A 17,813-nucleotide genomic window follows, 5' to 3' on the forward strand; every position below is an offset into this window, starting at 1 on the left:
GTCATTCCCCTTTTCGCGAAGACGGAGTAAACGGCAGGCGCGGGTCGATCTCCTGGTGCTCCCAGCTGCCACGCAACCAGGTGTGGTCGGGATCGTCACAGATGAGCCAGGCGCGGGTGGGTCCGGAGCCTGCCATCACGTTCAGGTAGTACATGTGGTGACCGGGTGCCGCGATGGACGGGCCGTGGTAGCCGTGGGGCACCAGGACGACGTCACCGGTGCGGACCTCTTCGAGCACCTCGATGGGGCGTTCCGGGGTGCCGTACACCCGGTGATAGCCGAATCCCGGTGTACCCGCCGGAGAGTCGTCGACCTCGAAATAGTAGATCTCTTCGAGCTGGGTCTCCACGTCGGTGTTCTCGTCGTGCTTGTGCGCGGGGTAGCTCGACCAGTTCCCGCCGGGCGTGATCACCTCGCACGCGATCAGCGAGTCGGCGTCGAACGCGGTCGCGGTGCCGAAGTTGTGTACCTGGCGGCTGCAGTTGCCCGCACCGCGAAGTTCGACGGACACGTCGGCCGCGGCGACGCGGCGATTCGGGAACGCGTTCGTCGCTCGCGCGCCGCAGATCGCGATGCGTCCGTGGCCCGAGATCGTGTAGGTCTGCCGGACACCGAGATACACCATATCGGCAGGGCCATCGAACACCGACGCGCGCGGCGACAGTTCGAAGCTCTCCTCGCCACACGTGACGGCACCGCCGCCGGACAGGGGCAGGATCATCACCTCGGTGTTACCGGTCTCCAGCGACACGGAGCCCTCACGGCCGAGATCGACCACATGCAAGGATGATTCGGCCCACCCAGCGTCCTCTGGCGTGATCGCCACGGTGAACGGAGCCGGCGCGCTGTTGGCGGGGATGTAGAGCTTGGAGTTCATCGGACCATCGCCACTGCGGTCGCGACGGCGGAGCTGACGTCGTCGTCGGGTGGGTACAGCAGAGTGCGGCCGACGATCAGGCCGCGCACCGACGGAAGCGACAGCGCCTTCTCCCAGCTGGCGAACGCCTCCTCGGGATCGGTCGGGTCGCCACCGAGCAACAGCGTGGGCATGGTGGTCGACTCCATGACGCGATCCATCTCGTCCACGACAGGCAGTTTCATCCAGGTGTAGGCCGACGTCGAGCCGAGGCCCTGGCCGATGTGCACCGACTTGATCACGGCATCGGGGGAGAGGTCGTTCTTGACCTTGCCGCCGACCCGGGAGGACATGAACGGTTCCAGCATCGCGATCAGGCCGTTGGCGGCGAGTTCGTCGACGGCCTTGGCGCATGCCGCCATCGTCGCGACAGTGCCCGGGTCGTCGAGGTCGATGCGGCACAACATCTTTCCACCGTTCATGTTCGCTGCCGCAGTGGAGGCGGCCGTGGCACCGGTCATCCGATCGTCGAGCTCGAACGAGGCGCCGGCCAGGCCGCCCCTGTTGAACGACGAGAACACGACCTTGTCTTCTAGCGCACCGAGCAGCACCAGATCGTCCAGGATGTCGGCGGTGGCGAGCACGCCGTCCACGCCGGGATCGGCGAGTGCGGCGCGCAGCCGGTCGAGGAGGTCGGTGCGGCTGTTCATCGCGGTGGGACGCGATCCCACCGCGAGCGCACCGCGTGCCGGGTGATCAGCCGCCACGATCATCAGCCGTCCGTTGCCACGCACGGTCGGGCGTGCTGAGCGATGCTCCCAAGCGCGCGCGACGGCGCCCGGGTCGGTGGCTCGGAGCTCATTGATCTGGACGTAGTCAAGGCACATGGCGGACTTAGACATTGACGGCCTCCACAGCGGTCTGTTCGGCCAGTTCCGCTACCTCGGCGGCAGTCGGCATGGCGGTCGAGCACTCGAGCCGGCCGGCGACGATCGCTCCTGCGGCGTTGGCGTAGCGAAGCGTCTTCTCCAGCGACCATCCGTTGAGGAGGCCGTGGCACAGGCTTCCGCCGAACGCATCACCGGCGCCCAGGCCGTTGATGACGTCAACCTCGTTGGGCGGCACTGTGACCGATGAGTGGCGGGTCTTCCCAAGAACTCCGCGCGGCCCCTGTTTGACGATCGCCAGCTCGACACCGAGGTCGAGCAATGCCTCCGCAGCCTTGTGCGGGTTGGACTCGCCAACGGCGATCTCGCACTCCTCCCGGTTGCCGACGGCGACGGTCACGTGTGCCAGCGCCTTGCGCACCTGCTCGGTGGCGGCGGCAGGTGTCGCCCAGAACATCGGCCGGTAGTCCAGGTCGAGCACGGTCAGCGGTGCCCGTGAGCGTGCCTCCCACGCTGCGAAATGCGCACTGCGACTGGGCTCTTCGGACAAACCTGTGACCGTCGACCAGTAGAGGCGCGCCGAGCGCACCGCGTCGCCGTCGATCTCGTCGGGTCGGATCTGCAAGTCCGGCGCACTGGGCCTGCGGTAGAAGTACAGCGGGAAATCGTCGGGAGGGAAGATCTCGCAGAACGTCACCGGGGTGGGGAACTCGCCGTGCGTTGCGACGTAGCGGTTGTCGACGTCGAGGCGGGCGAGTTCCGCGCGGACATAGCGGCCGAACGGATCGTCGCCGACGCCGGAGATCAATGCGGAGCGATTGCCCAGGCGTGCCGCGGCGACCGCAACGTTGGCGGCGCTGCCGCCGAGGAACTTCCCGAACGTCTCGACCTCCTCAAGGCCGACTCCGACCTGGAGGGGGTACACGTCGACGCCGCTGCGCCCGATGGCGAGTACGTCATATGGCTGATTGGTCATCACAAGTCACTCCGACGGAATAGGTGTGGGTGGCTGCCTAAGACTGTGCCCCGGGTCACGGTGCCATGTCAAGACTTTGTCCTGACATTCTATCTTTATCTCAATCGGTGTTAGTATTCAGCTACTGTTGACTGGCCCAACACGAGATCGGAGCCGACGTGCCCTTGACGGTGGAGCTCGACAGGTCAAGCCCGGTTCCTCTCTACTATCAGCTCGCCCAGGCGATCGAGGCCGCCATCAGAGATGGCGAACTCTCACCCGGGGATCGGTTCGAAAACGAACTCGCGCTGGCCAAGCGGCTGACACTGTCTCGCCCCACCACGAGGCGCGCCATCCAGGAACTCGTCGACAAAGGTCTGCTGGTCCGCAAGCGGGGGGTGGGCACCCAGGTCGTCCAGAACCCGGTCCATCGACGCGTGGAGCTCACCAGCTTGTTCGACGACCTCGCGCGGGCAGGCCAGGAGCCCACCACAAAACTGCTGAAGTACCAGATCGGGCCCCCGGAGGAAGAGGTCGCGCGCGAGCTGAACATCGCCGAGGATCGCGAGGTGGCGTCCATCCACCGGCTGCGGTGCGCCAACGGCGAACCGCTGGCGCTGATGGTCAACCACCTGCCCGCCGACATTGCACCCGATGCCGAAGAGCTTGAGAGCAACGGCCTCTATCAGTCGCTGCGGGCGCGCGGGGTGCACATTCGACTCGCCCGACAGCGCATCGGCGCCCGCAGCGCCACGCGCGCCGAGGCGCAGCTGCTCGACGAGAAGCAGAACGCTCCGCTGTTGACCATGGCGCGCACGGCTTTCGACGATTCCGGCGCCGCGGTGGAGTACGGCAACCATTGCTACCGCGCGTCGCGCTACTACTTCGACACCACGCTCGTCGACCGCTGACCGAGCCCGGCAACGGTCAGCTGAAGGCGACGCGGAATGCCTCCAGTGCTGTCTCGCTACCCGCGACGCCGGCCCCTGAGGCCCAGGCCTCCATGCCGATCGTTCCCGTATAGCCGATTTCGCGCAGCGCCGCGGCGACGGCCGCATAGTTGATCTCACCGGTTCCGGGCTCGCATCGACCCGGCACATCGGCGATCTGAACCTCGCCGATGGCATCGGAGCACCGGCGCACCAACTCGATGAGGTTTCCCTCACCGATCTGTGCGTGGTAGAGGTCCAGCATCATCTTGACGTGGGGATGGCCGACACTCTCGATCAGGGCGAGCGTGTCCTTGGCGCGGGCCAGCGGAACCCCGGGGTGGTCGACGATGGTGTTCAGGTTCTCGACGCAGAACGTCACGCCGGCCGCGGCCCCGAGCTCACCGATGCGCTCCAGGGTGCGGGCCGCGGTCAGCCACATCTGGCCGGTGGCACGCTGCCGGGGCCGCGCCGCCTGACCGTCGACGAGTTCGGCGGTGTGCAGGTTCAGCCGCGTGACGCCCAGTGTCGCAGCGGCTTTGATGCTCAGCTCGGCGGTGCGAACCACCTCGTCACAGGTGGCAGGGTCGATCAGGTCGCCGTGCAGGTAGCCCGTCATCGACGTGAAAGTCGCGCCCGTGGCAGCCAGTGCGTTCAGGTCCTTGTCGTGCCAACTCCAGATCTCCGCGGCGAAGCCGAGCTCGTCGATGCGCTTGACGCGATCCACGATCGGCAGGTCCCGGAACACCATCTCCGAACACACCGCCAGCTGAAAGCTCACTGCAGCACTCCGTTCAGGACGATGGGGGTCTTGGTTTCAACCGATTCCTGTGCCGCAAGCGCGATTTCGAGGGCTTTCCGGGCGTCTACACCTGTCACGGACGGTTCGACGCCAACGGCGGCAAGGCGCGTAGTGGGCAGGCGGCCGGCCAGTGTCTCGCCCTGGAAGCTGCCGATCCACCCGGCGCCGGTGAGCCCGAAGGACAGGGGAGCGGGCATATGAGCCTCCAGATGTGGCTGAACAACTAGAACGTTCTAGTACGGTAGGGCCTCGCGGGGGAATTCGTCAATGACAACGCTGGAACGTTCTAGGCTGTAATGCGTGAATCGCCGACCGACGTTGGAGGACGTCGCCGCCCGTGCCGGCGTCTCGCGCGCCCTGGTCTCGATCGTGATGCGCGCCGCTCCCGGTGCCAGCAGCCAGACCCGCGAGCGGGTGAGGCGCGCGGCCGACGACATCGGTTACCGTCCTGACCCCCGGGCCCGCAGGCTGCGGCAGCACCGCTCGCATCTGATCGGCCTGACTTTCGCTGCGGGGCAGGAGTTTCACGCCGACTTGGTCGACGGTGTGTACGTCGCGGCCGACGCGCTGGGGTACGACGTCGTGCTCAGTGCGGTCACCCCGCACCGTGACGAACTGCGCGCGGTGCGCACCCTCGTCGACGACCGGTGCGAGGGGCTCGTCCTCATCGGGCCGCAGATGCGCGCGGGTCGGCTCATCGACCTCGCATCGCGAATGCCTGTCGTCGTGATGGCGCGCAGGGTTCGCGGCGTGGATGCGGTGCGCAGCGACGATGTGACGGGCGCCCTCGTGGGCACGGATCATCTTCTCGGGCTGGGGCACCGCCGGATTCTCTATCTCGACGGGGGTGGCGCTCCCGGAGCGGCGGAACGGCTGCGGGGCTACCGGCGGGCGGCCAGGAGAGCCGAGGTAGCCGAGCTCGTGCGGCCCGGCGGTCTCACCGAACGGGAGGGCGCCGCCGCGGCGGCGGCGATGCTCGACGCCGGCGACCTGCCCGACGCCGTGTTCGCGTTCAACGACCGGTGCGCACTCGGGGTGATGGACGTTCTGATCAGATCCGGAGTGTCTGTGCCGCAACAGATTTCGATACTGGGTTTCGACGACAGCCCATTGGCCGGGTTGGCGCACATCCAGTTGACCACCATCCGGCAGGACTCGGCGGGCCTCGCGGCCGCGGCGGTGGGCCGTCTTGTGGCCCGCCTGGACGGCGACGACGCCGGTGGTGCGACAGCCGACATCGTTCGTGAGCCCACCTTGGTGGTCCGCGGATCGACAGCGCCGCCGATCGCGTGATCTGCGACGATGCCTGCGCAATTATGACTTGCAGTCCTAATGTCAGGACAAAGTCTTGACTTTCGGGTGTGAGGCGTATTACATCACCAAGGAGGCGTGTCGCCCGGCACCACCCCGGGAGGGCGATGAGGGCGTCGCGACAGTCTCGACGACAAGGAGAAGCAATGACGTTCAAGCGGCTCGCGGCGATCGCCGGAGCGGGCATCGTGGCCCTGGGCATCGTGTCGTGCTCGTCGACCGGCGGTGCACCCGAGCAATCCGGTGAGGGCGGCGGGGGCGGCACCGTCGACACCCCGCGGATGACGATCGCGATGATCACCCACGAGGTTCCCGGTGACTCGTTCTGGGACCTGATCCGCAAGGGGGCCGAGGCCGCGGCGAAGAAGGACAACATCGAGCTGCGCTATTCGAACGACCCCGAGGCGCCGAACCAGGCCAACCTGGTGCAGACCGCCGTCGACAGCGACGTGGACGGCATCGCCCTCACGCTGGCGAAGCCGGATGCGATGCAGGCCGCCGTCAAGGCAGCTGAGGCCAAGGGGATCCCGGTCGTCGCGTTCAACGCGGGCATGGACGCGTGGAAGCCGATGGGTGTCAAGGAGTACTTCGGACAGGACGGTCGTATCGCGGGCCAGGGTGTCGGCGACCGCCTGCGCGGCGAGGGCGCCACCAAGGCGATCTGCATCATCCAGGAGCAGGGTCACGTCGACCTCGAAGCCCGCTGCGCAGGCGTGAAGGAAACCTTCCCTGCCACCGAGATTCTGAATGTCAACGGCAAGGACATGCCGTCGGTGGAGTCCACGATCACCGCCAAGCTGCAGCAGGACCCGAGTGTCGACTACATCGTCGCGCTCGGCGCTCCCTTCGCGTTGACCGCGGTGCAGTCGGCGAAGAACGCCGGCAGCACCGCGAAGATCGGCACCTTCGACACCAACGCCGCCCTCGTCGAGGCAATTCAGGCCGGCGATGTCCAGTGGGCCGTCGACCAGCAGCCGTATCTGCAGGGCTACCTCGCCGTCGACTCGCTGTGGCTGTACCTGAGCAACGGCAACGTCATCGGTGGCGGCCAGCCCACGCTGACCGGCCCGGCCTTCATCGACAACTCGAACATCGACGCGGTGGCCGAGTACGCGAAGGGCGGCACCCGCTGATGAGCGCTCGCGCGAAGAGGGGGCAGCACTGATGACTACCCAGGAGGCTCTGGACGTCGCCGGCCACAAGGTGGTGCGCGACGAACGTGTCAAGGAGCGGAACCGACTGCAGCGCATCCTGATCCGTCCCGAGATGGGTGCCGGTATCGGTGCCATCGGCATCTTCATCTTCTTCCTGATCGTGGCGGCCCCGTTCCGTGAGGCGGCCTCGTTGGCGACGGTGCTCTACGCCAGCTCGACGATCGGCATCATGGCGTGCGGTGTCGCGGTGCTGATGATCGGCGGAGAATTCGACCTCTCGGCCGGCGTCGCCGTGACGTTCAGCTCGCTGGCGGCGTCGATGCTCGCCTACAACCTGCACCTGAATCTGTGGGTGGGCGCACTGCTTTCGCTGATCCTCGCGCTGACGGTCGGCTTCTTCAACGGCTTCCTGGTGATGAAGACGAAGATCCCCAGCTTCCTCATCACGCTGAGCACGTTCTTCATGCTCGCCGGCATCAACCTCGCGGTGACGAAGCTGGTATCCGGTCAGGTCGCCACCCAGAGCGTCAGCGACATGCAGGGCTGGGACTCGGCGCAGAAGGTCTTCGCGTCCTCGTTCACGTTGTTCGGGGTCAGCATCCGCATCACCGTCGTGTGGTGGTTGGTCTTCACCGCGGTCGCCACCTGGGTGTTGTTCAAGACCAAGATCGGCAACTGGATCTTCGCAGTCGGCGGCGACGCGGACAGCGCACGCGCCGTGGGTGTTCCGGTCACGAAGGTCAAGATCGGGCTGTTCATGTTCGTGGGCTTCTGCGCGTGGTTCGTCGGCATGCATCTGCTGTTCGCGTTCAACACCGTGCAGTCCGGCCAGGGCATCGGCAACGAGTTCTTCTACATCATCGCCGCTGTCATCGGAGGCTGCCTGCTCACCGGTGGCTACGGCACCGCGATCGGCGCGGCCATCGGTGCGTTCATCTTCGGCATGACCAACCAGGGCATTGTCTACGCGGGCTGGGACCCGGACTGGTTCAAGTTCTTCCTCGGCGCCATGCTGCTGTTCGCGGTCATCGCCAACAATGCCTTCCGCAACTACGCAGCGAAGAAGTGATCGATGACCATCTCAGTCGAAAAGCCCACCAACGATTCACAATCCGGCGGCAAGGTGCCCCTGGTCGAGCTGAAGAACGTCGGTAAGTCCTACGGCAACATCACCGCGCTCAAGGACATCTGCCTGCGGGTACATGCCGGCGAGGTGACCGGCATCCTCGGTGACAACGGCGCGGGCAAGTCCACGCTGATCAAGATCATCGCCGGCCTGCACCAGCAGACCGAGGGGGAGCTCCTGGTCGACGGCGAGCCCACCAAGTTCGCATCGCCGGCCGACGCCCTGGGCAAGGGCATCGCGACGGTGTACCAGAACCTGGCCGTCGTGCCGCTGATGCCGGTGTGGCGCAACTTCTTCCTCGGCCAGGAGCTGCGCAAGAAGTCGTTCCCGTTCTCTCTGGACGCCAACGCGATGCGCGCGACCACGCTGACCGAGCTGTCCAAGATGGGCATCGACCTGCCCGATGTGGACGTGCCGATCGGCTCGCTGTCCGGTGGGCAGAAGCAGTGTGTGGCGATCGCGCGGGCCGTGTTCTTCGGCGCCCGGGTGTTGATCCTCGACGAGCCGACGGCCGCGCTCGGGGTCAAGCAGTCCGGAGTGGTGCTGAAGTACATCACCGCGGCCAAGGAAGCCGGCTTCGGCGTCGTGTTCATCACGCACAACCCGCACCACGCACACATGGTCGGCGACCACTTCGTGCTGCTCAACCGCGGCCGTCAGAAGCTCGACTGCACCTACGACGACATCACCCTGGAGCACCTCACCCAGGAGATGGCCGGCGGCGACGAACTGGAAGCCCTCACCCACGAACTGCGCGGCGCCAAGAACTGAGTCAGCGCCGAACTGGGATTCCCGGTTGTGATGTGCCGTGTCCGCACAACCGGGAATCTCAGTTCGGCGTCGGCATGCGTCAGTGGGTGAACACTTCGATCAGCTGAACCTGGATCTCACCGACCGCGCCACCGAGCACGGCCCCGACGGCGATCATCAGGGGTTCGTCGTCCTTGAACACCGGCCGCAGGATGGACTCGTACTCCTCGTTGGTCAGCTGGCTCATCTTCTCGATGATCGTGTTCTCGAGGTCGATCACCCTGGTGGCGTAGTTCTGCGCCTCCTCCAGGGTTTCCGGTAGCCGCTCCAACGTCAGCTCGACCACCCGGTCCTTCATCGCCCGATAGCGCCTGGTGCCGATCGTCAGCGCGACGATGGGGCCGGCGATGCCGGTCTGCTTGTCCATCGCCGCCTCGATTTCTCTGGCGACGAGCGCGAACAGCTTGTCTGAGCCGGGACCCTTGATGATCGCGTCGAAGAGAATCTCAGGTGCGAACAGATCGTCGGCGAGGATCTTGGCGTAGTCGCGGGTGATCTTGTCCCGCTCGGCGTGCAGCAGACCCTGGAAAGGGTAGATACCGAACAGCTTCCGCGGCTGCACCGGACGGAACAGCATGTTCAGCGCGATGTAGTCGCTGATGAAGCCGACCGCGAAGCCGAACGCGGGCATGATCCAGGGGTTCTTGAACAGCGCCCACGCCACCATCTGCACGAGGCCGATGACGAGCCCGAAGTAGATGCCGCTGCGCCGCACGAACGCCATGGCGTCGGTGGTGACGCTGCGCATGAGCTTGACCAGCTTGTCCTTGTTACGCACCAGCGTGGTCACGGCGAGGAACTGGATGTCGAGATAGCGGCTGAGGTCGGATTTGATCTCGTTCAGCATGTTCTCGGTGATGCGCGGAACCTGCGCGGCTATCCGGGCCTGCACGGCTTGGCGTCCGGCCTCGGGCAGGGCATCCCACAGGCCGGGCCGGATCTGCTCGGCGAGGTCACGGGATATGTCGTCGACTGCCTGGGTGAGCGGCTCGCGCAGCGCGTCCATCGCCTCGTCGACGTCGATGCGGTCGAGCAGCTCCTCGGGTTTGAGCAGGTTGGATGTCAGGAGTTCGATGGTCTTCGACCCCACCTTTCCGGCTCGGCGCGGGACTATCCCTTGCCAGCCGAGCGGGCCGATCCCCTTGAAGTCGATGGGTCGGTAGAGCATCTCGAGCGCGACGATCTTGGTGCTCCAGCCCACGAAGGCCGCGACGATCGGCATGGAGAGGTACACCCACCAGTAGTCGCTGAAATCCTGCGTGATCTCCGTCCAGCTGGACAGCGCGACCGAGGTGGTCGTCATCCTTGCTCGGATCCTTCCACGGCGGCCTGCCACAGAGCCTTGCCCAGCGGGGACAGCGCCAGGGTGAATCTGTCCACCCTGGCGGGCACCGGTCCTCGTGACGCTGTCTTGATGGCTGCCAACACCGTCGACTCGGCGAGCAGTACCTCATAGTCGGTGTCGAGGGTGGCGTCCTCGGGGCCGATCTCGACGAGTCCGAGTGCCAGCAAATGGCTGATGTACTGCGAGACCATGTGCGGGAGAGCGACATTGGCGGTGCGCCCGATCAGTGAGGCGTTCTCCAGAACGGGTCTGCCCTGGGTGCGCGGCTTGAGCCAGCCGTAGACGTTGACCAGCGGTGAGCTGGAACCGTCCGAGAGCGCACCGAGGATGCGCGCTTCATCGGCGACCAGCTGATCGAGCAGGTGATGGTAGAGCTCGGTCTGGCTGCCGCGGGTGTTCTGGTCGAGCGCCCGGTCCAGCAGACGCGCCATCTTGGCGCCGAGCGAGTCGGTGTCGGCCGCCGCTGCGACGGGCTCCCGCGGCGCCGTGGTCTCGCCGGGGTCGGTATCCACCGCGTCGTCGGAGGGGGCGAGCGCGTCGAGTCCCTGCCGAATCGCTTCCACAACCTTCCGTTCGGTCCAGCTGTAGACGTGCAGGCCGGTGCGTGCCGCGCCGAGCGCATGACCGAACAGCTCACGCGGGTCGTAGGGGTTAGGCATACGGAGAACGTAGCGGCGTGCACGGCCTGTGTGCCGGGGACCCGCGGATTGACGGCGGGGGGCGCCGGGTACGTGTCGCCTATGACTATCTCCACCCTCAAGACAGAAGACGCCGGACCGAAGGCCGTCAGTCGCAGCGTGCAGGTTTCGGCTCCGGCCTCCACGCTGTTCGATCTCATCGCCGACCCGCATCGCCATCCCAAGATCGACGGGTCCGGCACGGTACGCGACATCGACGTCAAGGGTCCGCACCGGCTGAACGCGGGCGACAAGTTCACCGTGGGGATGACGCAGTACGGCCTGCCCTACAAGATCACGTCCAAGGCCACCACCGTCGAGGAGAACCGCGTCGTGGAGTGGGAGCATCCGCTCGGGCACCGCTGGCGCTGGGAACTCGCCGAGGTGGGCCCCGGCGCGACCAAGGTGACCGAAACTTTCGACTATTCGACTGCGAAGGTTCCCCTCGTCATCGAGCTCCTGGGCATGCATAAGAAGAATGCCGACGGCATCGAGTCGACCCTGCGCGCGTTGGCCGAGAAGTACGACGTGCACTAACTGGGCATTTGCGCAGGTGGGCGGGCGTGGGTTGGGCTTCCCACCCCGCTCACCAAGCGTTCATGGTCTCGACATGGTGTCGGTCGCCATGTCGGCGGGCCCGAGCCGACCGTGCCCGGCACAATGAAGGCATGGACAGTGATCGCGAATACCGCGTGCACGCACCGGTCTGGCGTGACCCGCTGTCGGCGGGTTGGCGTGCGCACCGCGGGCTGCTGCTGCTGCGGTTGAGGTGGCATGAGCGGCGCGCGGAGGCCCCCGAACCGACGAATCAGGGCTGACCCGCCAGATCGGCGCTGTGCAACGCGGCGCCGATGTCGACTCGCAACTTGGCTTCTCGCCAGTATTCGCTGTGACCGCGTAGCGGCTCGTCACGTCTCTCTGTCACGTCACGGTCAGTGGCGCGGGGCAGGGAAGTTGCGATCGGATCGGTCAGACGCCAGTAGTTGAACCATCGTCCGCCTGCCGAATTGCGTGCGACGTTGTCGAAGAAGTCACGACCGAAGTGGGTCGGAAAGAACGCCGCGTATAGCGACCACAGCGGAGACCCGCAGGTGTACAAGGTGATTCGGTTCTGCGGCGCCTGCCGGGTCACCATGTACCAGGCGCAGATCACCGACCCCTGGCTGTGCCCCACCAACGCAACCGGTTGTCGTCCGGCGCGTTTGACCGCCTCGTCCACGCCCTCCATCAGGATGAGGCGGTAGGACGCGCCTGCCAGCGGCACAGACCTCGGCGCCCAGAAACCCGCGATGTCGGCCGCCATCTGAAACACGCCCTTGATCCACTCCGCCGCTCGCTCGGGTCGGCGGACGACGACGAACCCCAGCACGACGACGCCGACGACGAGGATCACGTTGCGACACAGTTCGATCCAGGCGCCATCCATCGAGTGAAGGCGCACCCGCAGATAGGCCCAAGCTCCGAGCGTCATTGCCGACGTCGACAGAGCAACGAAGCTCAGACATCCCGGTACATGGCGTAACACGTTGTGGCTGAGTGACATCGGTCGTCGGGTGTGGTCGGGACGCCCGGTCGGGGTGGTGCTTCCCAGTACCCGTTTGATCCCCGCCGCCGCGAACACGTTCATTGCCAGGATGAGCATGAGAACGAGGAAGAAACCCAGCAGTAGATCGAGTCCACTGAGGTTCTCGGTGTTGGGCAAGAGCATGTGCGTCGCTTCGCCCGCCCAGAACCCTGCCTGCTCGGCGACACCGGCTGCGCCGTCTCGGGCCCCTGACGTACCCCCGAAACTGTGCTTCCCGCCCCAGATCCCGGCCAGCAGGGCCGTCGACCATTCGGCGATGAGGCGCAGCAGCGATGCGGCGGTGTGCAGGATGGCGGTGGCCACCAGCGTCAACAGTGCCGCACCTGCCAGGGCAGAGGAGTCACGCGTGGTCCACGCGTCATGGGCGGTGACACGGGAATGGACTGCGGCGCCGGACAATACGAGTGACACGAGAAGTACGAGGCCGGCACTGCCGATCAGCACGCACGCCATCGGATCGAACTTGTCGGACATGGCGTAGTCCCATGACGCCGGTCTTCTGAAGCACACGGCAGCGAGCGCCAGCAACGCCACGAGGTGCACCGACGAGTACACGGGACCACAGCGGCTCGTCTCGTCGGTACGTCGCATGCGTTTCACGATCACGGCGCCGACAGCCACCGGCCCGGACACGCACAGCGCGAGCCGGGTCCACAGTGCGTCCGCCGAGGTTGCGAATGCCAGCCAGATGGTCTCGGCGATGACGGTCACCCATGCGGCGAGGGCGACGGTCAGGACGACGCTGACGACCGAGATGCTGGCGCGCAACGCCTTCGCCTGCAGGTTTCTTCGCGGCGTCATGTATCCGGCCACGTTGATGAGCGTGAACGGGAACAGCAGATACCACCACAGCGTGCGGGTCAACCTGCGGTTGGCGCGGCTCCAGGCAATCAGCAGCAGGTGGTGCCTGGGCAATTGCGGCGGTTCGCAGATGACGACCTGGCTTTGACGGCGGTTCTCGTAGCCGGGCCGCCCGAGAGCGCTGAACGTGGCGTGGTCGCCGACGCCATGAACGCGGATTTCGGTGCCTGCGGCGGTGATCGCGTTTCGATGGCCGTCGTCGGCGATGAAGTCGATGGCTGCCGAAGCGGCGGACGCGGCGTCCCTGACGCCGTTGTCGAGTTTTCTCATGGCGAAGTCCCCCGTTCGGGTGCGGAGAGCCCACCGCACCGTGGTGGCGACGCTATGGCGCCGGGTGTCGGCGCACCTGCGTAGTCGACTACCTGACTTCAGCGGTTGGCGGCGGCAGCGAATGAGGACGACGCCGAACCACGATCGGTTCAGGCCCCCGCTCGATGCGGGGGCCTGACACTGTTGGTCAGCGCGGTTGCATGCCCGCCGCGCGGTAGACCTCGTCGATGAGCGCCATGTTCGCCACCGCGTCGGCGACATCGATGGGAAGCGGTGCTCCCTCGTGGATGTGTGCGGCGAACGCCTCGAGCTGATATGTGTACGACGCGCGGTTGCCGAAGTGTTCGACGGCCGTGTCGTCCCCGGTACGAAGAGTCAGCCTGTCGTCGTCGCGGGGCTTGATGAAGTTGTGCACGAACGCTTCTCCGCGCGTACCGAGCAGCCGCAGCGTGAACGAGTACTCGTCGTCGACCATGGAGTTGGTGGTCAGCGCCGTCACTCCCGAATCGAACACCAGCTCGGCATCGAACCGTTCGTCGATACCGGCGGAACGTTCCGTCGCCGTCGCGCTCACCACGGAGGGCTCACCGAACCTACGCATGAGGTGAAGCGCATAGCATCCGAGGTCCATCAACGCGCCACCGGCGAGCTCCAGCGACCACCTCGGATCGTCGGGCTGCGGCGTGGGCATGCCCATTCGGACTTCGATGCGGGTCAGGTCACCGATGGTTCCATCTCCGGCCAGCGCCAGCGCCCGCTGATTGACGGGGTGGAAGAGGTAGTGGAACCCCTCGAGCACGGTGATGCCGGCGGCGTCGGCGGCATCCGCGACGCGCGTCGCCTCGTCGCGGTTGCGGGCGAACGGCTTTTCGGTGAGGACCGGTTTGCCCGCCGCCACGGCAGCGAGATTCCACGGTGCATGCAGCGCGTTGGCCAATGGGTTGTAGACCACGTCGACCTCAGGGTCTGACACCAGATCCTGATATGTCGGCACGATGCGATCCACGCCGTACTTGTCGGCGAAGATCTGGGCGCGCTGTGGATCTCGTGCCGCGACGGCGACCAGCCGGTGCCCCAGTTCCTGCGCGGGTTCGACGATGGCCGATTCGGCGATCCGTGAGGCGCCCAGGATCCCGATGCGCAACGTCATGACGTGACGCTGGCGGTGGCATCCTGCAGGAACGCGACGCTGGCCAGCACATCGCCGAGCGGGCCGTCACCCGCCGGTTCGCCGTCGAGTATGTTGTCCTGCTCCATCACGTACCAGCCGTCGAATCCGTTGTCCTCCAACGTCTTGACGATGCCCGCGATGTCGACGTCGCCCGCGCCGAGCGGCACGTACATGCCGGCCGCCACCGCCTGCGTGTACGTCATCTCGCCCGACTGCACCTTGGCGGCGAGCGCGGCGTCGACGTCCTTGAGGTGGGCGTGTTTGATCCGCTCCGGCACCTCCTTGGTCAGCGCAAGCGGGTCGGTGCCGCCGATCAGCAGGTGTCCGGTGTCGAGACACAACGGGATGCGCGACCCCGTGAGCACCCGATCGACCTCGGCCCTCGACTCGACCATGGTGCCGACGTGGGGATGCAGCACCGCGGTCAAGCCGCGGGCGGCGACGATGTCGGCCAGTCGGTCGAGATTGGAAAGCAAGGTGGCCCATTGCTTCTCATCGAGCACCGGGCGCGCGTCGTAGCCGTCCAGGCCCGTTGCCGCGGCCAGCACCACGATGCGTGCGCCTGCGGCGACCAGCGACTCCAGCGGGCCGGCGAGGTCCTCGGCCGGATCATGGTCATCGTCGAACAGAACCACCGGCACGAAACCGCCGACGCACGCGAGGCCGTAGCCGTCGAGCAGTCGCACCAGTTCGCCGGTGTCGGACGGAAGAAAACCCTCAGGCCCCAATTCGGTTGCGGTCAGGCCCGCCTGACGCATCTCGGTCAGCACGCGATCCGAGCTCAGCTGGTGCCCCCAGCCGGGAACCTCGCACACCCCCCACGAGATCGGTGCACCTGCGATCTTCACTGTTGTACCTCCTCGATGCGCACCGGGACACCCCGGCGCAGGGACTCTGATGCTGCCTCGGCGATCCAGGCCACCGCCACCGCGTCTGCGACGGTTGCCCCCTGAATAGGGCCTCCCTCAACGACTTTGACGAACGCGGAGAGCTCCGCACGGAACGCTTCGGTGAAGCGGTCCATGAAGAAGTGGTGCGGCTGACCGGTCGGGAAGTCATTCGCAGGATCGGCGTTGAGTACCGGGGCGCCCTGATCCCACCCCGCGACGACGGAGTCGTCGAACCCGTGGACCTCGAGTCGGCAGTCATAGCCGCGGCCGTTGTACCGGGCGGCGGACACCACGCCGAGCGCTCCGCCGTCGAAGCGCACCACGATGGCCGCGGTGTCGACGTCACCGTATTCGGTGAACAGGGGATCCCCCTGCACGCTGCCTGTCGCGTAAACCTCCACGACCTCCTGCCCGGTGATCCAGCGGATGACGTCGAAATCGTGCACGGCGCAGTCGCGGAAGATTCCGCCGGAGCCCTTGATGTAGTCCATCGGCGGGGGAGCAGGGTCCATCGTGGTGCTGCGCACCGTTGTCAGGGCGCCGAGCGAACCGCTGTCGACGGCGTGTTTGACCGCGGCGAACGCCGCATCAAAGCGACGTTGGTAGCCGACCTGCACCGGGACGCCCGACCGGGCGATGACGTCTGCGATGCGGGCACTTTCGGCTGCGGTGGAGGCGATCGGCTTCTCGCAGAACGTGGGGAGGCCACGTTCGACGGCCGCCAGGGTCAGCTCGGCATGGGCGGGGGTGGCCGCCGCGACGACCACACCGTCGATGCCCGAGGACAGCAGCGCGTCGACCGACTCGACAGCAGTAGCACCGTATTTCGCGGCGACCTCACGGACGACCTCTGGCCGCTCGTCGGTGATCACCAGGCCGGAGACGTCGGGCAGAGCGGTCAGGGTGTCGGCATGGAAGGCGCCGATTCGGCCGAGCCCGATGAGGCCGAGGGTGGTCATGGCATTCTCCGTTCGTTCTGATCGCGAAGCGCGACGTCGAGGTCTTCTGCGGTGAGGTTTTCGGCCAGCGCGTCGAGCACGGTGTCGACCTGACTGGGCGGTGCCAGGCTGCCGATCGGCTGATCGCTGTCCAGGTTGGTGGGAAAGGCGTATCCCTCTGCCGCGGCGACGACGGCGTTCTCCACCTCTCGGTGCGGACGTCCTGCGCTCTGCATCGCCAGGAGCGAAGGATAAATGGCGCGCACCATCGCGGTGCGATCCATCGCCTCCATCGCCCGCCCGAAGGGTGAGCTGATCTGCATCAGGTTGGCGATGCGCTTGATCGCCGAGGTCCCCGTCGAAAAGTTGGTTCCGGCACCGTGATACAGCGCCGGGTTGAAGAACACGGCGTCGCCCTTTTGCAGCGGCAGTTGCACGCGATGGGCGTCGAAGTAGTCGATGAACTCCGGGCGGTTGAACGCGATGTAACCGCCGGCGAAGCGCTGCGAATGGGGCAACAGCATCGTCGGGCCGCTTTCCACCGGCATGTCGCAGTGCGCGACGGCGCCCTGCAGCGTCAGCGTCGGTGAGGTGCGGTGGATGTGTGCCGGATAGCTGGTGAGATGTTCGTCGGGTACGAAGCCGAGGTGGTAGTCCCGGTGGGGGACCTGAGCTTTGCCACCAGGGTTGACGACGTTCACCTGTGAGGTGACCTGGTAACGCGGACCCAGCCACGCCTGGCACACGACGGCAAGAGCGTCGTTGGCGTAATAGTCGGCGAACACCACAGGGTCGTGCAGCGCGAGCTTCTGGGCTGCGTTCCAGATGCGGTCGTTGGCGCCGGGCTTGCCGAAGTGATCGCCTGCGGCAAGGCCGCCGGCCCGCTGGGCGTCGATGATGGCGAAGAACGCCTCGCTGGCACGGTCGACCACGTCGGCATCGAAGGCGCAGGTGAACACCACCACGCCGGGGCCGTCGGCCAGGGCGCGGATCAGTTCTGCCTGCAGCGCCCGGCGATCAGCCACCCGCGGCATGGCTGCGGCGTCGTAGACGAGCACGTTGTCGCGGACGTCCTCGGCATGTGGGTAGTCGGAGACGTCGGTGTCGCATTCGACTTGGGTGCGGAACTCCTCGAGGTCGAAGTCCGAGTCACTGAGCCAGGGCGGCTGTGCAGAGCGGAAGCGTTGCTGGATGGACGTGGCCATGGCAGCTAGTCTTGCTGTGATCGGCACCGCAATCAACGGCA

The 17,813-nt window shown here is 66.2% G+C and carries 19 protein-coding genes; 7 read left to right on the plus strand and 12 right to left on the minus strand.

Translation table 11 applies throughout. The features are described from left to right. Position 1: 1 nt before the first annotated feature. Genes iolB through iolC form a run of 3 tightly spaced genes read right to left on the minus strand, consistent with a single transcriptional unit; the run spans position 2 to position 2,719 of the window. The gene (iolB, locus tag ACAG24_RS15530) at positions 2-877 is read right to left on the minus strand and encodes a 5-deoxy-glucuronate isomerase (RefSeq protein WP_370473808.1); all 876 of its coding nucleotides are present in this window, start codon (positions 875-877) and stop codon (positions 2-4) included. Continuing rightward, on the minus strand, positions 874-1,758 hold the full coding sequence (locus ACAG24_RS15535; protein WP_370473807.1) for a Cgl0159 family (beta/alpha)8-fold protein: 885 nt from the start codon (positions 1,756-1,758) through the stop codon (positions 874-876). The genes iolB and ACAG24_RS15535 overlap by 4 nt, the downstream gene beginning before the upstream one ends. Beyond that, positions 1,751-2,719 (minus strand): 5-dehydro-2-deoxygluconokinase, encoded by a 969-nt coding sequence (gene iolC / locus ACAG24_RS15540; protein ID WP_370473806.1) that lies wholly within the window; start codon positions 2,717-2,719, stop codon positions 1,751-1,753. Before iolC ends, ACAG24_RS15535 begins: the two co-directional genes overlap by 8 nt. A 158-nt stretch (positions 2,720-2,877) precedes the next feature. Here iolC and ACAG24_RS15545 point away from each other — a divergent pair, with 158 nt between their 5' ends. After that, positions 2,878-3,609 carry a GntR family transcriptional regulator gene (locus ACAG24_RS15545; RefSeq protein WP_370473805.1) on the plus strand — a complete coding sequence of 244 codons (732 nt, stop codon included), beginning with the start codon at positions 2,878-2,880 and terminating at the stop codon, positions 3,607-3,609. Positions 3,610-3,625: 16 nt separating this feature from the next. Here the strand turns inward: ACAG24_RS15545 and ACAG24_RS15550 are convergent, their stop codons facing one another. Further along, positions 3,626-4,408, minus strand: coding sequence for a TIM barrel protein (locus ACAG24_RS15550; protein WP_370473804.1), 783 nt, complete (start codon positions 4,406-4,408; stop codon positions 3,626-3,628). Continuing rightward, on the minus strand, positions 4,405-4,626 hold the full coding sequence (locus ACAG24_RS15555) for a hypothetical protein (RefSeq protein WP_370473803.1): 222 nt from the start codon (positions 4,624-4,626) through the stop codon (positions 4,405-4,407). Before ACAG24_RS15555 ends, ACAG24_RS15550 begins: the two co-directional genes overlap by 4 nt. A 103-nt stretch (positions 4,627-4,729) precedes the next feature. Here ACAG24_RS15555 and ACAG24_RS15560 point away from each other — a divergent pair, with 103 nt between their 5' ends. From ACAG24_RS15560 to ACAG24_RS15575, 4 genes are all read left to right on the plus strand, one after another. Continuing rightward, entirely contained in the window at positions 4,730-5,722 is a 993-nt protein-coding gene (locus tag ACAG24_RS15560; RefSeq protein WP_370473802.1) for a LacI family DNA-binding transcriptional regulator, read from the plus strand. A 164-nt stretch (positions 5,723-5,886) separates the two neighbouring features. Beyond that, a complete protein-coding gene (locus tag ACAG24_RS15565; protein ID WP_370473801.1) occupies positions 5,887-6,873 on the plus strand; it encodes a substrate-binding domain-containing protein in 987 nt (328 codons plus the stop codon). Positions 6,874-6,904: 31 nt separating this feature from the next. After that, complete coding sequence (locus ACAG24_RS15570; RefSeq protein WP_370473800.1) at positions 6,905-7,963, plus strand: ABC transporter permease; 1,059 nt, start codon at positions 6,905-6,907, stop codon at positions 7,961-7,963. Positions 7,964-7,966: 3 nt separating this feature from the next. Next, positions 7,967-8,791, plus strand: a complete 825-nt coding sequence (locus ACAG24_RS15575; protein WP_370473799.1) for an ATP-binding cassette domain-containing protein — start codon at positions 7,967-7,969, stop codon at positions 8,789-8,791. Positions 8,792-8,870: 79 nt separating this feature from the next. Here ACAG24_RS15575 and ACAG24_RS15580 read toward each other — a convergent pair whose 3' ends face one another. Together ACAG24_RS15580 and ACAG24_RS15585 are read right to left on the minus strand one after the other, a co-directional pair. Further along, positions 8,871-10,133: a DUF445 domain-containing protein gene (locus tag ACAG24_RS15580; protein WP_370473798.1), complete on the minus strand. Its 1,263-nt coding sequence runs from the start codon at positions 10,131-10,133 to the stop codon at positions 8,871-8,873. After that, complete coding sequence (locus ACAG24_RS15585; protein WP_370473797.1) at positions 10,130-10,834, minus strand: Abi-alpha family protein; 705 nt, start codon at positions 10,832-10,834, stop codon at positions 10,130-10,132. The genes ACAG24_RS15580 and ACAG24_RS15585 overlap by 4 nt, the downstream gene beginning before the upstream one ends. An 81-nt stretch (positions 10,835-10,915) precedes the next feature. Between ACAG24_RS15585 and ACAG24_RS15590 the strand changes: the two genes are divergently transcribed. Both ACAG24_RS15590 and ACAG24_RS15595 read left to right on the plus strand, forming a co-directional pair. Further along, positions 10,916-11,389 carry an SRPBCC family protein gene (locus ACAG24_RS15590; RefSeq protein ID WP_370473796.1) on the plus strand — a complete coding sequence of 158 codons (474 nt, stop codon included), beginning with the start codon at positions 10,916-10,918 and terminating at the stop codon, positions 11,387-11,389. Between the two features lie 131 nt (positions 11,390-11,520). Further along, positions 11,521-11,670, plus strand: coding sequence for a hypothetical protein (locus ACAG24_RS15595; RefSeq protein ID WP_370473795.1), 150 nt, complete (start codon positions 11,521-11,523; stop codon positions 11,668-11,670). Here ACAG24_RS15595 and ACAG24_RS15600 read toward each other — a convergent pair. The 5 genes from ACAG24_RS15600 to ACAG24_RS15620 all read right to left on the minus strand — a co-directional run bounded on the left by ACAG24_RS15600 (position 11,661) and on the right by ACAG24_RS15620 (position 17,772). Further along, the gene (locus ACAG24_RS15600) at positions 11,661-13,568 is read right to left on the minus strand and encodes a lipase family protein (protein ID WP_370473794.1); all 1,908 of its coding nucleotides are present in this window, start codon (positions 13,566-13,568) and stop codon (positions 11,661-11,663) included. The two genes, ACAG24_RS15595 and ACAG24_RS15600, sit on opposite strands and share 10 nt — an antisense overlap. 187 nt (positions 13,569-13,755) lie before the next feature. Then, a complete protein-coding gene (locus ACAG24_RS15605; RefSeq protein ID WP_370473793.1) occupies positions 13,756-14,718 on the minus strand; it encodes a Gfo/Idh/MocA family protein in 963 nt (320 codons plus the stop codon). After that, positions 14,715-15,587 carry a sugar phosphate isomerase/epimerase family protein gene (locus ACAG24_RS15610; protein ID WP_370473792.1) on the minus strand — a complete coding sequence of 291 codons (873 nt, stop codon included), beginning with the start codon at positions 15,585-15,587 and terminating at the stop codon, positions 14,715-14,717. The genes ACAG24_RS15605 and ACAG24_RS15610 overlap by 4 nt, the downstream gene beginning before the upstream one ends. Beyond that, entirely contained in the window at positions 15,584-16,588 is a 1,005-nt protein-coding gene (locus tag ACAG24_RS15615) for a Gfo/Idh/MocA family protein (protein WP_370473791.1), read from the minus strand. The genes ACAG24_RS15610 and ACAG24_RS15615 overlap by 4 nt, the downstream gene beginning before the upstream one ends. Further along, positions 16,585-17,772: a phytanoyl-CoA dioxygenase family protein gene (locus tag ACAG24_RS15620; protein ID WP_370473790.1), complete on the minus strand. Its 1,188-nt coding sequence runs from the start codon at positions 17,770-17,772 to the stop codon at positions 16,585-16,587. The genes ACAG24_RS15615 and ACAG24_RS15620 overlap by 4 nt, the downstream gene beginning before the upstream one ends. Between the last annotated feature and the right edge of the window lie 41 nt (positions 17,773-17,813).

The organism is Mycobacterium bulgaricum (assembly GCF_041287165.2).
GTDB lineage: Bacteria > Actinomycetota > Actinomycetes > Mycobacteriales > Mycobacteriaceae > Mycobacterium > Mycobacterium bulgaricum.

Excerpts from the sequence above, each read along its gene's own strand:
- ACAG24_RS15565 (WP_370473801.1), top strand. The coding sequence starts at position 5,887 with ATGACGTTCAAGCGGCTCGCGGCGATCGCCGGAGCGGGCATCGTGGCC.
- ACAG24_RS15585 (WP_370473797.1), bottom strand. The coding sequence starts at position 10,834 with ATGCCTAACCCCTACGACCCGCGTGAGCTGTTCGGTCATGCGCTCGGC.
- ACAG24_RS15575 (WP_370473799.1), top strand. The coding sequence starts at position 7,967 with ATGACCATCTCAGTCGAAAAGCCCACCAACGATTCACAATCCGGCGGC.
- ACAG24_RS15600 (WP_370473794.1), bottom strand. The coding sequence starts at position 13,568 with ATGAGAAAACTCGACAACGGCGTCAGGGACGCCGCGTCCGCCGCTTCG.
- ACAG24_RS15570 (WP_370473800.1), top strand. The coding sequence starts at position 6,905 with ATGACTACCCAGGAGGCTCTGGACGTCGCCGGCCACAAGGTGGTGCGC.
- ACAG24_RS15555 (WP_370473803.1), bottom strand. The coding sequence starts at position 4,626 with ATGCCCGCTCCCCTGTCCTTCGGGCTCACCGGCGCCGGGTGGATCGGC.
- ACAG24_RS15605 (WP_370473793.1), bottom strand. The coding sequence starts at position 14,718 with ATGACGTTGCGCATCGGGATCCTGGGCGCCTCACGGATCGCCGAATCG.
- ACAG24_RS15620 (WP_370473790.1), bottom strand. The coding sequence starts at position 17,772 with ATGGCCACGTCCATCCAGCAACGCTTCCGCTCTGCACAGCCGCCCTGG.
- iolB (WP_370473808.1), bottom strand. The coding sequence starts at position 877 with ATGAACTCCAAGCTCTACATCCCCGCCAACAGCGCGCCGGCTCCGTTC.
- ACAG24_RS15590 (WP_370473796.1), top strand. The coding sequence starts at position 10,916 with ATGACTATCTCCACCCTCAAGACAGAAGACGCCGGACCGAAGGCCGTC.
- ACAG24_RS15535 (WP_370473807.1), bottom strand. The coding sequence starts at position 1,758 with ATGTCTAAGTCCGCCATGTGCCTTGACTACGTCCAGATCAATGAGCTC.
- ACAG24_RS15615 (WP_370473791.1), bottom strand. The coding sequence starts at position 16,588 with ATGACCACCCTCGGCCTCATCGGGCTCGGCCGAATCGGCGCCTTCCAT.
- ACAG24_RS15595 (WP_370473795.1), top strand. The coding sequence starts at position 11,521 with ATGGACAGTGATCGCGAATACCGCGTGCACGCACCGGTCTGGCGTGAC.
- ACAG24_RS15580 (WP_370473798.1), bottom strand. The coding sequence starts at position 10,133 with ATGACGACCACCTCGGTCGCGCTGTCCAGCTGGACGGAGATCACGCAG.
- iolC (WP_370473806.1), bottom strand. The coding sequence starts at position 2,719 with ATGACCAATCAGCCATATGACGTACTCGCCATCGGGCGCAGCGGCGTC.